The following is a 12,771-nucleotide window of genomic DNA, read 5'->3' on the forward strand; positions in this document are numbered from 1 at the left end:
AATATTTATGAAAGGTTACCACAATATTGAAAAAATAATACACAATGTAGGAATTAGAACAACCAGTATTTTTAGAAAAAATATCAAAAAGCAACCAAACTACCCTTCTATAGAATGTTTGATAAGCACCTTAGATGAGTTAAAAATAGGTAATATAACGGTAAAACTTCAAGCAGAACAACTTCCCAAAATATATTTTCCTGCCATAGCCCAAATTCAAAAAGATGAAGAAATTGTTTTTATTATTCTTCGAGGAATCGAAAATGACGAAGTCCTTATTTATGACACCGATGAGGGCACAAAAACCATATTTTTGGATGAACTTGTAAAAACTTGGACGGGGATAATAATTTTACTTTCAATAGATGAAAGTTCGATTGAACCAAACTTTAGAAAAAATCGAAATAATGAGCGCATTCAAACTTTTGAAAAGGGCATTACATATTTAGTTATTAGCTTATTTTTTTTAGCCGGTTTATACTGTTGCCGAACATTGTTCGATAAGTTGTTATGGTTAATGTATAGTGTTGGATTAACAGTTGCTGTATTATTACTGTTCAATGAGTTTGGAGAGGAAAGTGAAACTGTTCAAAATATTTGTAGTCTTACAAGTATATCAAATCAAAATTCAACAGGTTGTAAAGTTGTAACGCAATCAAAAGCTTCGAAAATTTTTAATTGGATAAGTTGGTCAGAAATAGGACTATTCTATTATTCTGGAAGTTTATTAACACTTATTGTTTCGTTTGTTTACCCTATTACTCAATTATTATCTGTCATTCACTTATTCTCAATTATTTATTTTTTTTGGTCAGTTTACTATCAATGGAGGGTTGTAAAACAATGGTGTACACTTTGTATGCTGATACAGATTATTTCAGTATTAATATTTGTAATATTTTTATTATCACGTACATATGATAGAATAAATGAAATAACATTAAATGATTTTTATAGCATTGTAATTCCGTTTTCTATACCCATGGCTTTGTGGTTTATTATAAAACATAGGTGGCTTGAAAGTATAAAGTCTTTAGATTTTGAAAAGGATTTGATGAATTGGACAATGAATTTTGATTTGTTTCTTGCGGTCCTTCAAAAACAACCTTATACAGAAATTGGACGCTTTTCAAATGAAATCACAATTGGAAACTTCCAATCATCTATTACTTTGACTATGATCAGCAATCCATTATGTAAAGCATGTGCAGAAGCACATAAAGAAGTGATAGAATTAGCTGATTATTTTGTTGATGAGTTACACGTAATCATCCGTTTCATGGGTGTTAACTCTGACGGTCAGCATGTTATTAATCATTTTTACAGCTTCGAAGGTCCAGAAAATACTTTGGGGGTGGTTGAAGATTGGTATAAAACCAAAGATTTAAAAAAATGGAATGAAAAGTATCCAAATTTTAGTCAGATACATGAACAACCTGAAACAAAAGAAATGGAAAAATGGATTAGTAGTCTTAACGTTGAACATACTCCCACATTCTTTATTAATGGAAAACAGATTATACAACCTTATAGTATTTATAATCTCAAATATTATATCAAAAAGCTATCAGAAGAAATTATGATAGAAGGTTAAATGTAGGGCACATTTTAAAATAATACGTTAAGGTATATCAAAATCCACATCACAAAATGCCATTTATACACTACCAACAACATGATTCAATTGATTGTGGTCCTACCTGCCTTCGTATGGTTGCAAAGCACTTTGGACGATCAATTTCTTTACAAAAGCTACGTGAGGCAACTCAAATAGGAACTGAAGGAGTATCATTATTGGGTATTAGTGAGGCAGCGGAGAACATTGGTATTAAGAGTTTAGCTATAAAAGTTACATTCAAACAATTTAAAAAAGACGCAAATCTTCCATGTATCGTTCATTGGAAACAGAATCATTTTATTGTTGTATATCAAATCAAAAAGAACAACCAAGTTTTAGTTGCTGATCCAGCATCAGGTATTATTAAATATTCTTATTCTGAATTTGAGAGTCAGTGGGCAACGACTATGCATGAAGGCGAAAAAGTAGGGATTGCTCTTTTACTCGAACCAACCTTAAGATTTTACAATTCAAGCGAAAATGACAATGAAGGAAAAGAAATCCATAATTCTGGGGTAAAAGGAGTGTTGGATTTATATAGCTATTTATTTAAGTATAAACGACTTATTTTTCAACTTTTTCTGGGACTTTTTATTGGGTCAATCATACAGCTTATATTACCTCTGCTTACTCAATCTGTAGTAGATACTGGTATTCAAACTCGTAACCTGCATTTTATTTATTTGGTTTTGACAGCCCAACTTATGCTTTTTATAGGGAGGTTATCGATAGAGTTTATTCGTAGTTGGATTTTACTTCATGTCAGTACACGAATCAATCTAAGCATATTATCAGATTTTCTAAGTAAACTTTTACGTTTGCCTATTTCATTTTTTGAATATAAAAAAACCGGAGATATACTTCAACGCATCGGTGACCACCAACGAATTGAGTCCTTTCTTACAGGGACATCGCTTAATGTGCTTTTTTCGTTGTTCAATCTTATTGTTTTTAGTATAGTACTGATTTATTATAACATTACAATCTACAGTGTTTTTCTTATGAGTAGTGTTATTTATAGTATATGGATAGTTTTTTTCCTACGTTATCGTCGAAAATTAGATAATAAACGATTTGCTCTGGCAAGTCAAAATCAAAGCTCGTTGATACAGCTCGTGCAGTCTGTTCCGGAATTAAAACTCAATAATGCCGAAATAAAAAAACGTTGGGAATGGGAGAACCTACAAGTGAAAAGTTTTCATTTGAGTGTAAGAGGGCTTGCAATTCAACAATACCAACAAACCGGAGGTATGCTTATCAATGAGGGCAAGAATATTATCATATCATTTTTGGCTGCTGAAGCTGTTGTCAATGGTCAAATGACCTTAGGTGCAATGGTAGCATTACAATACATTATTGGGCAGCTCAATAGCCCTGTAGAGCAACTGATACAGTTTTTACAACACTACCAAGATGCACAAATTAGCCTCGAAAGAATGAATGAGATTCATGAAATTGAAAATGAAGAAACAATACGAAAATTAATTATTCCTTCATTGTTTGAGAATCAAGATATTCAGCTTAAAAATATCACATTTACTTATAATGGTGCAGGAAACGAACCTGTTTTAAAAAATATAAATTTAAAAATTCCAATTGGTAAAACAACTGCAATTGTTGGTACAAGTGGCAGTGGGAAAACCACACTTTTAAAATTGTTACTGAAATTTTACAAACCTCAACGTGGAGAAATTCAAATTGGCAAAGTTTCCCTTGAAAATATTAGCCATAAACTTTGGCGAAGCAAATGTGGAACAGTCATGCAGGAAGGGTTTATTTTCTCAGATACTATTGCCGAAAATATTGCTTTTAGCGATGAGTTTCCAGATATAAAAAAGATACTTTATGCTTCCAATCTTGCTAATATTCATTCATTTGTTGAAGAATTACCATTGGGTTATAACACAAAAATTGGCGTGGATGGAAATGGGATTTCTCAAGGTCAAAAACAAAGATTATTGATTGCTAGAGCAGTTTATAAGAATCCTGAAATTATATTTTTCGATGAAGCTACAAACGCACTTGATGCCAATAATGAAAGTGTTATTATGTCAAATTTGGAAGATTTTTTTACGAATAGAACTGTAATTGTTGTAGCACACCGACTAAGTACAGTTAAAAATGCTGACCAAATAGTAGTAATGGAAAAGGGAGAAATCGTAGAAGTTGGTACTCATATTGAACTGACTCAGCAACAAGGCAAATATTTTGAGTTAGTGAAAAATCAATTGGAATTAGGGAATTGATGCAAGAAAATATAAATATTTCTAAAAAACACTTCAATCAAATTTGTTTTAAGTGAAATCAGGGGAAAGAATGGATAGTAAAAGTGACTTACCGAAACAGGAAACAATGGCATATTCAAAACCGAAGTTGAACGTCTATAAAATAGAATTTAATGAAAGTGAAAACAGTCAAATGTCCGAACTCCGAAGCAGTGAAATAAATGAAATTTTAAGTACGCCTCCAGATTGGATTATAAGTTGGGGGATTACTATATTTTTCTTTGTATTGATGCTAATGTTGTCCGTGACATGGTTTATTAGTTTTCCTGATTTAGTTAGGGGGAATCTTAAAATAGTCTCAAATAACCTACCAAAATCTATAATATCAAAAACTGATGGGAAATTGATAAAATTAATGGTAATTGATGGCCAAAAAGTTCAACAAGGGCAGAAGATAGCTTATTTAGAAAGTATAGCGAACCATGAGGAAGTTTTAATATTAAATAATTTTATTGATTCATTAGTAAATTCGGCTACCAATCAAGATTATTTTTTTTCTGCTAATTTGATCGAAATTCCACCTTTTTTTCAGTTGGGCGAATTACAAAAATCGTATCAAGCTTTTCAAGAAACGTATATTAGAGTAAAGGCACTTGTTGGTAATGGCTCTTATTTACAAAAGAGAAAAATGCTTGAAAATAATTTTGCTCAGCTACAATCATTAAATACAAATTTGAATAATCAATTAAAATATAATCAAAATGATTTGTCATTAGCTGAAGATGAACTTGGTAGTCAAAAACGACTAGAAGAAAAGGGCTATGTTTCTAAAAATGATCTTCGTCTTGCATTAAGCAAGGTTCTTAGCAAACGACAAATTAGTGAACAAATGCTGAGTTCTCTAAAGAATAATATTATTTCTCAAAATCTAAAACAACAAGAAATTTTAGAATTGGATAAAACAATTACTGAACAAAAAAATGCTCTCATTCTATCCATGCATACATTAAAAAATGAAATTGAAGCATGGAAACAAAACTTCATAGCATATGCCCCAACTTCAGGGAAAGTGATATTTTTATCGTCACTTCAAGAAAACCAGCTTGTAAAGACAGGTCAAGAATTGCTCTATATTCTACCATATGGAGAGGGCTTTCACGGAGAAATGAATATCGGTCAATTCAATTTTGGTAAAGTAAAGAGAGGCCAAGAAATTATCATAAAGCTTCAAAGTTATCCTTATGAAGATTACGGTACAATTGGCGGCCAGATTCAAAGTATTTCAGAAATCCCCAAAGATTCGAATTATTTTGTTAAAGTAAAATTTCCAAATGGTTTGATAACTTCTACAAAGAAATCAATTTCTTATCGCAATGGAATGATTGCATCTGCTGAGATCATTACAGAAGATAGAAGACTAATTGATCGATTGTTAAATGAGTTTATGAGATTATTTTAATGAAAGTTAAATTAACCAAATGGTCACAAACGGTGGAAAATAAATTTATAGTACTTATAATTATATTATTTTCAGGTTTTTGGGGAAAAGCACAGCAACGTTTTTCCCTTACAGAGTGTATTGACTATGCTTACAAACAAAATTTTGATGTAAAATTGAAAGAGTTAAAATCAAAGCAATCAGAATATGCTTTAGAGCAATCTCAAAAAGTTATTTATCCAAATGTTTCAGGTATTTTTTCGCAAGGGATTAATTTTGGTAGGAGTATTGACCCCTTTACAAATGATTTCGTACAACAAACTATTTCTTCTAATTCGTTTGGTGCAAATGCCACTATTACATTATTTAATGGTTTTTTGTTTAAAAATCAAATTATCCAAAACCGATATATAGCTGAATCCGATCAAGTTGATATCATTCGTGCAAAAAATGAATTGCGGAATAGAGTTACTCTTGCTTATATGCAAGTACAAGTTAATATAGAATTAGCAAAAATTGCACAAGAACAAATTCAAAATATTCAATTACAATATTCTAGAGTAAAGGCTTTAGTCAGTGAAGGAAATATGCCTAAATTCAATTTAATTGATTTAGATGCACAACTCTCTTCTGCAGAATATGAGGTTTTAAATTCTAAAAATAATATTGAAATTTCAAAACACTCTTTAGCTCAATTGATAGCGCTACCGAATTTTGAAACTTTTGACATAGAAAATGACTCTATAGTTGAAACTTCAATTCAATTGAATGATACTTACTTACAAAATATACTTTCTTCGTCTTATTTACAACCAATTATTAAAGGATCAGAATTGCGATTAAGAGGTTTGATTACAGGGGTAAAACTCGCAGAAGCAGCTAAATATCCAACTGTTTCATTGGGGACAGGATTTGGTTCGGCCTATTCAAGTATTGCGGGGAAAGAATATAATTATTTCAATCAATTAGGTGTTAATTTGAATCAATTTGCGCGCCTAACTATAAACCTGCCAATTTATTCTAATGGGCAGGTTAAAAGTCGTATTTTGAATGCTCAAATCAATCGAAGAATTGCTGAAACTCAACTTTCACAAACAAAACTTCAAACAAAACATGAAATTGAACAGGCATTTTTTGCGGCCAAAATTGCCCAAGAAAAGCTAAGGACGTCCCAAAGGCAAGTTATATCTCAACAAATTGCTTACGATTCTGGTAAAGACCGTTATTTAGAAGGTTTAATTAATGCAATTGATTTGAATACTTTTTCTATTAATTTGAAAATAGCAAAGTCTAATTTGATTCAATCAAAATACGAATTCTATTATAGAAAAACTATTTTGGACTATTATTCAAACTGGTAAAATGACTATGAGGTTCAAGCTAGAACCATTGCACCAAAGTATTCGAAGAAGTGTATCAATGAATTGAAATTCTGAGAATTTTACTGGAAATTTTTAAACGTGATTTTCAGACTTTACAGATATTACAAGATTTTTCGCAAAAATTTTATTTCTCAAAAGGGATTGAAGGACCTTATTTGAAGGTTAATTGTATATGTGTGATTTCGGATACGGAGCTCCCTGCCGGGACCTCCTGCCCCTGATCCCTTGGCTGATCAGGATCTATAGTTTACTGGAATAACTATTCATCAAATAGGTCAATCCAAGCTCCTTATTAGGTTTTTTACCTTGGTGACTGTATTGATATTCAAACCAGTAATCTTTGCCACTTCTGATCCCCGGTAGTTTTTCTTTAATAGTTCTAGAGCACGTTTGTTTTTAGGTTTGGATAAGAATTTCAATGGGTCTTCCTTTGTATTGGGTTTCCTTCCCAAATACACATTTCCTTTTAACTTGGCAATCGCTACCCCCTCTTTCTGCCGCTCTAGGGTTAGCTTTCTTTCCATCTCCGCTACAACACCAAGAATCGAAATCACCATTTTGGATATGGGGTTTTCATCTCCATTATCATGAATCGTACATAAACCTTGATTGATGAACTTAACAGGAATTTTTCTTTCAGTGGTATACTTGATAAATGAAAGTATATCATGAAGGTCCCTTCCACATCTATCAATTTGCCAAATCGAAATACTGGATACAAGCTTTAAGTCGATCAGTTTTTTTAGTTCAATTCCTCCAGTTCTTGAAAACATTGATATGGTGCCACTGCAACGGTCCTCTATAACCTTATCAAAATCATTTTCATTGACACGTTGCCGGTCAGAGTTTTGTTCAATGGTACTGCAACGGACATAAAGAATGGAAATACTCATAAAATTAGCTTGGTTGGGTGTGAAGGCTAATTTCCAGAGAAAATACCGATTATGCTGCATTTGAGAGCATCATTTTATAAAAAATGAAAGCGCAATAAAAAGTACACCCTAAAATTAAGATTTTGTATTACGGCGAAAGAAATCATTTAATAAATCACTAGCTCGTAATCTTAATTTAAATTCTTCTTTATGTAATTTCCTCCATTCAACTGCGCTGGGGTCCTGGGACGTTATGAATAATTGGAATTCTTGTTTTGATAGAGTTGACAGAGTCTTCAATGGTACTTTAGGTTTATAATTTTCAGTTTCCATAAAATTTGGTTTGAGTTTCACGAATGGGTCAATTCCCACAGCCTCAATTTACGGCAAATATGGTATATCAAAAGAGTATAAATTGGGGATTCCCATATCAATATCTGGAATTTGGATTTTATCATTTATGTAACATTCCACATACGTCGATCACGACAAAAACGTCGTTTAAATTACACGAAGTGAGGAATGATTTCTTAGCAATTCCTTAGCATTAGAGCCTTCCCTTTATCGGTTATTTCCAGTATATTTTAGTAAAGTACATAGTTGAAGAGTAACAGATTCAATTCAAGTACATAAGAAATTGATTACCCCCCTCATTGTTTTAGTTGTCTGTTACCAACTAGCAATGGGGGATTTTTATTTATAATGTCAGAACGATATTTGAACATCCCTTATAGTATCCTTTTAAACCCTAAGTTAACAAGTGATGAAAAAATCATCCTTGCAGAAATTGTTTCTCTTGATAAAAGACCGAGAGGTTGCATAGCAAGTGATAACCATTTTGCTGAAATCATAAATAAGAAAAGACAGACTACTAACGGCATAGTTAAGAAGTTGGAGTCCAAAGGACTTATTCACATTGAAGTAAGACCGGGAGTTGGTAAGAAGACAAAGCCTTCAGCCAATTTTTGGGAGCTGATTAAAACACCTGTCGGAATTGATGACACCTATGAACCTATAGAAGAAGATGGAGGTGTCGGAAAATCTGACACCTCGTGTCGAGATTCATTACAGGTAGGTGTCGAGAATGATGACACCACGTGTCGGATCCCCGACACAACTAATACAATAACTAATACAGATATACTACTACAAAGAGAACTACAATATACTGGGGCAACAGACAATATTTCAGTTGAGATTAATGATTGCCAGAACAAAGATGATTGTTTTAAAATAAATGCATTGCTTAATACAGACCCAGTAACAATTTCAAATCCATTTATTAGAAAGTTTCAAGATTGTTGTGCTGGTCTAGAGCTTTATTTTGGTTCTAGCTTTTTTGAAAACTGCCATATTTTGAAAAGTAACAAGGAACTATATCAAATTTATGAATCCTCAAACTTCTTCGAAGTCCGAATGGACTTAGCATTTGTTCAGCAAAACTTGAATAGATTTCTCCAGCAAAAGAGTTAGAATATATAACTCATCAACGGAAAACGAGAGTGTAACGGCCGCTCAAGCTCTAACCTTTAGGACTTTCATTCACAGCTCCAAACAATGGGTAAAATCAACTGGCTTTGATTGTATGAAATTTCAAAATTATTGCACTTCTATAATTGTTTAGCTAAATTTTAGAAAAAATGCACGATGAACGTTTATATAACTGGAACACCAGAAGTAAGTAATTTGCTAATCAAAAAAGTAGTTCAACTGCTAGGAAAAACGAAGGGGCCTATAAATCCTAGTCAAATTGAACTTTTAAGATCTAAGGACCTAGAACCATATGTTAAACTTGCTGAAAAGGATGTAGCAATTACCTTCGATTCTTTAAACAAAGCTGCTGAAAAAGTAAGAAAAGAATCTAATTATGATAGCGGTGATTTTTATGTCATACTAACTTCTCATAAACTTGATTTAGCATTTTTCGGAAAGAATTGGTTTAGTTACTTCAACAATAAAAATGTTTTCGTTCGAACTTATGGATGGGAAGAACATACTCCGGGAAAAGAGCACATAGCGATTGCTCATCAAATAATTGAAAATATTTTCCAGTCATTATCTGGATATAAATTTGAACGATATGATTATTACCATGATAGATCAAAAGGGTGCATCAATGACTTTTGTAAAAATGAATATGAGATTGAGTTTAAGTTAAGAGCAGGTCACATTTGCAAATCGTGTTTGAATGTAGCTGTAGAAAATGGGACCTCAATCGAAATTATTGATCAGATTAGTCGGTTTTTAAATGAATTTAGGGATGAGTTGTTGGATTTTAAATCCGTCATTCAAGAAATGGATATTCCTCAAATGACAATCACTGAAAATGGGAAAGTTGTATTAGGAGATAAAATTGTCGAGTTAGACTACATTCATCTTACCTTTTATATTTTCACCATTTTACATAGGGGAAAGGAGATTTCTGTCCGATATCTGAGATCTCATATTGACCAGTTTCGAAATATTTATTTTGCATTAAAAAAGACGGGGTCGGACAAAGCTGTTCAAACATTCATGGGCTATTCCGTTGATGAAAATGGTAATCAAACCACAATCAGGGAATTAGACCAAATGAAAAAATATATAAAGGATAAGCGTAGTGCTATAAAAACATCTATTGAAGAAGTGGCTGGTAATGAACTAGCAGAATTATTTAAAATTGGGTCATTTTCAACAAAAGATCACAATAACACAAAGCATTTCTATAGTATCATGCCTGATAATTCACGTGTAAAGATTGAAATAGAAAAGGGATTGATGGAGTTAATTGAATAAAAATAAAATTGTCATTTTTAAAAATAAGGCGCTAGTTTTTCTAAAAAGTGCTTTCAAATAAGTTCAACCTTTGGGTATTATTTCACGCTAAACCCCAAAGAAATGGAAAGCAAAGCACAATTATTAGATTCAGTTAGAAGGCTGAATATTTCTCAAGTTGTCATCCCACAGGAGATGAAAAATTTGTACGACTATACAAATCGTAGTTTAGAAGTCGATACATTACAATCAAGTATCGAAGAGTTCTCTCAAATTGAACCGATTACAGTTGTTGAAATTGACCAACAATTCTATGTTATCAACGGTGTCTTACGTCTTACCGCTCTACTTCGTTCAGGAAAAAATGAAATCAATGCTATCGTTCTAAACATCGATACGACTGCAGAAGATTTTTCGCTTTGCGACTTAATTGTTCATTCTCAAATCAAAAAGGAAAAAACAGCAAAAGAAAAAATGAAGGAGTTTATCTCTATTATGAGATTAGAAAATGGAGATGAGAATCCTTTACGTGATCGCAATAAACGATATGATTTTCTTAGTACATCGCTAGGAAAAGGGTGGTCTCGAAGCAATGTAATCATGATGGTAAATATCATCTTATGGACAAAGAAAAATGGAGACCCGTTAAATATTGTGGAGCGAGTGTTTTCAGGTGAAATTCTTATCTCACAGGCATTCTATGTAATTGAAACCTTAGCTAGAGAAGATTATAGCTACAAAAAAGAGGAAGAGTCAAATATCTTATCAAAATTTCTAGCTGGTCATTTTAAAAAGGATAAAGTTGAATCACTAATAGACACTTTTAACTATAAGAGAAAAGAGGGTTATACCGAAATCGATGTTTATCCAATTAAAACCGAAAATTATGAAATAATTCAAGGCAGTATTGAGGAAATCGAACTTCCAGAGGATATGCAACTCGATGTAATATTTTCCAGCCCAATTTATTACAAACTAAGACGGTACGGTGATGATCCCAATGAAATGGGATGGGAAGCTACTCCAAAGCTATATGCAAAACGACTAGTAGATTCCTTGATGAAACCGTACAGACGCCTTAAAGACACGGGCAATATGTTCATAAACTTAGGAGAGACATATGATAAAGGTCAGTGTCTGGCAGTAATCGAACATGTTGTTTTGGAAATGGTTAGCCGAGGGATGTTCTATGTGGATAGAATTATTTGGAAGAAGGATTCTAATAAACCTATATCGAATCAAAACCACCGTTTTCAACCAAGCTATGAAGTAGTTCTTCACTTTGCTAAATCCAAGGACTTTTACTTCAATAGATTCAAAATTAAGAAAGATAATATTGATTATTCAGTGTTAAAAGGTTGTAAAGACTATGGTTGGGAGGGTGTTAATTACTACGTTCCTAACTTCTACAAGCAACTACGAACAATTATGAGCGAGAATGAATTACATGACATAGTTACCGTTCAAACGAACACTTCCCGAATTAAACATGTGGAGGGGGAAGAATGGCACCCAGCAACATTCTCACAAATGTTACCTGCAATATTCCTTTCGACATTTTGTCCTAAACCTACGCAGGATTATACCCCATTGGTCTTTGATCCCTTCAATGGTATAGCAAGCACAGGTTCCACAGCATTGATGTTGGGATATCGCTACTGCGGAGTTGAATTATATCCCAACAATGTGGATACTTCAAAAAGAGTATTGGCTGAAAGTCTAAAAGAATACAATTCGGATGCAATACATCAAATAGAATCACAAAAAGTATACGAATTAGTCGCATAATCATCACAGCGTCACCGTGATTTAGATATCCCTAAAATTAAATTGGAACATTGAAATCCTCATCAAAACGATGGGTAGGGGGACTTGTGTATCAATAAATAAAACTAATGGGTTTGTCATGTCAGATCCCAATTTCAAATCATAACCTTTTGGTGATAGAGGGTCAACCATTCAAAAAAAAATGAAAAAGTTATCAGGCTTAAATACAGAACAAGGAAACAAATTAGATACCTTTTTACAGTCAAACAAAGTGTTAGAATTTAAAAAGACGAGGGATAAAAACTCGTCATTAATAACCTATGAGATTCGAAAGCAATTTAGTGGCAGTACTAGAAGTATTAATATAATGAAGTTTGAAAGTCATAAACCAGGTGAAATATACTTCTTTTCAACTTTGAAGGAATTTATTGAGTTACGAGAAAACATGAATCTTCCATATAATATGCGTAAAAATGGAGGTGAAATTTACGGATTCCATTTGCCAGTCAATAAGTTAATTAGATGGCTAAATGATCCCGAGAACGAACTATTATGGTTTCCCGAAAATAGCTCATTCTAATTTGATTATTGACTAAAAAGGGCTTAGCCTAGCGCTTCTTCCTTTATAAAGAAATTAATTATGAATTTTAGAGAAGGACCGCTCAATTGGTTACTGGTTATTTTCGGTCGAGATGATACAGCTGGAATTTTGGGT

At 32.7% G+C, this 12,771-nt stretch carries 9 protein-coding genes; 8 read left to right on the forward strand and 1 reads right to left on the reverse strand.

Going from position 1 to position 12,771, the window contains the following annotated elements:
- Window positions 1-7: 7 nt before the first annotated feature.
- From SKC35_RS07025 to SKC35_RS07040, 4 genes are all read left to right on the forward strand, one after another.
- On the forward strand, window positions 8-1,594 hold the full coding sequence (locus SKC35_RS07025; protein WP_377978677.1) for a vitamin K epoxide reductase family protein: 1,587 nt from the start codon (window positions 8-10) through the stop codon (window positions 1,592-1,594).
- Between the two features lie 56 nt (window positions 1,595-1,650).
- Window positions 1,651-3,864: a peptidase domain-containing ABC transporter gene (locus tag SKC35_RS07030; protein ID WP_377978678.1), complete on the forward strand. Its 2,214-nt coding sequence runs from the start codon at window positions 1,651-1,653 to the stop codon at window positions 3,862-3,864.
- A 70-nt stretch (window positions 3,865-3,934) separates the two neighbouring features.
- A complete protein-coding gene (locus SKC35_RS07035) occupies window positions 3,935-5,302 on the forward strand; it encodes an HlyD family efflux transporter periplasmic adaptor subunit (protein ID WP_377978679.1) in 1,368 nt (455 codons plus the stop codon).
- The gene (locus SKC35_RS07040; RefSeq protein WP_377978680.1) at window positions 5,302-6,642 is read left to right on the forward strand and encodes a TolC family protein; all 1,341 of its coding nucleotides are present in this window, start codon (window positions 5,302-5,304) and stop codon (window positions 6,640-6,642) included. Before SKC35_RS07035 ends, SKC35_RS07040 begins: the two co-directional genes overlap by 1 nt.
- Before the next feature lie 296 nt (window positions 6,643-6,938).
- Here SKC35_RS07040 and SKC35_RS07045 read toward each other — a convergent pair whose 3' ends face one another.
- The gene (locus SKC35_RS07045; protein ID WP_377978681.1) at window positions 6,939-7,556 is read right to left on the reverse strand and encodes a recombinase family protein; all 618 of its coding nucleotides are present in this window, start codon (window positions 7,554-7,556) and stop codon (window positions 6,939-6,941) included.
- A gap of 681 nt (window positions 7,557-8,237) precedes the next feature.
- Here SKC35_RS07045 and SKC35_RS07050 point away from each other — a divergent pair.
- From SKC35_RS07050 to SKC35_RS07065, 4 genes are all read left to right on the forward strand, one after another.
- Window positions 8,238-9,008 carry a hypothetical protein gene (locus SKC35_RS07050; RefSeq protein ID WP_377978682.1) on the forward strand — a complete coding sequence of 257 codons (771 nt, stop codon included), beginning with the start codon at window positions 8,238-8,240 and terminating at the stop codon, window positions 9,006-9,008.
- A gap of 174 nt (window positions 9,009-9,182) precedes the next feature.
- Window positions 9,183-10,310 carry a hypothetical protein gene (locus SKC35_RS07055; protein WP_377978683.1) on the forward strand — a complete coding sequence of 376 codons (1,128 nt, stop codon included), beginning with the start codon at window positions 9,183-9,185 and terminating at the stop codon, window positions 10,308-10,310.
- Between the two features lie 102 nt (window positions 10,311-10,412).
- Window positions 10,413-12,077: a DNA methyltransferase gene (locus SKC35_RS07060; protein WP_377978684.1), complete on the forward strand. Its 1,665-nt coding sequence runs from the start codon at window positions 10,413-10,415 to the stop codon at window positions 12,075-12,077.
- Window positions 12,078-12,258: 181 nt separating this feature from the next.
- Window positions 12,259-12,636 carry a hypothetical protein gene (locus tag SKC35_RS07065; RefSeq protein WP_377978685.1) on the forward strand — a complete coding sequence of 126 codons (378 nt, stop codon included), beginning with the start codon at window positions 12,259-12,261 and terminating at the stop codon, window positions 12,634-12,636.
- Window positions 12,637-12,771: the final 135 nt, after the last annotated feature.

The sequence above is a fragment of the Aquirufa originis genome, from assembly GCF_042714495.1.
GTDB classification, from domain to species: domain Bacteria; phylum Bacteroidota; class Bacteroidia; order Cytophagales; family Spirosomataceae; genus Aquirufa; species Aquirufa originis.

Excerpts from the sequence above, each read along its gene's own strand:
- SKC35_RS07025 (WP_377978677.1), top strand. The coding sequence starts at position 8 with ATGAAAGGTTACCACAATATTGAAAAAATAATACACAATGTAGGAATT.
- SKC35_RS07030 (WP_377978678.1), top strand. The coding sequence starts at position 1,651 with ATGCCATTTATACACTACCAACAACATGATTCAATTGATTGTGGTCCT.
- SKC35_RS07035 (WP_377978679.1), top strand. The coding sequence starts at position 3,935 with ATGGATAGTAAAAGTGACTTACCGAAACAGGAAACAATGGCATATTCA.
- SKC35_RS07040 (WP_377978680.1), top strand. The coding sequence starts at position 5,302 with ATGAAAGTTAAATTAACCAAATGGTCACAAACGGTGGAAAATAAATTT.
- SKC35_RS07045 (WP_377978681.1), bottom strand. The coding sequence starts at position 7,556 with ATGAGTATTTCCATTCTTTATGTCCGTTGCAGTACCATTGAACAAAAC.
- SKC35_RS07050 (WP_377978682.1), top strand. The coding sequence starts at position 8,238 with ATGTCAGAACGATATTTGAACATCCCTTATAGTATCCTTTTAAACCCT.
- SKC35_RS07055 (WP_377978683.1), top strand. The coding sequence starts at position 9,183 with ATGAACGTTTATATAACTGGAACACCAGAAGTAAGTAATTTGCTAATC.
- SKC35_RS07060 (WP_377978684.1), top strand. The coding sequence starts at position 10,413 with ATGGAAAGCAAAGCACAATTATTAGATTCAGTTAGAAGGCTGAATATT.
- SKC35_RS07065 (WP_377978685.1), top strand. The coding sequence starts at position 12,259 with ATGAAAAAGTTATCAGGCTTAAATACAGAACAAGGAAACAAATTAGAT.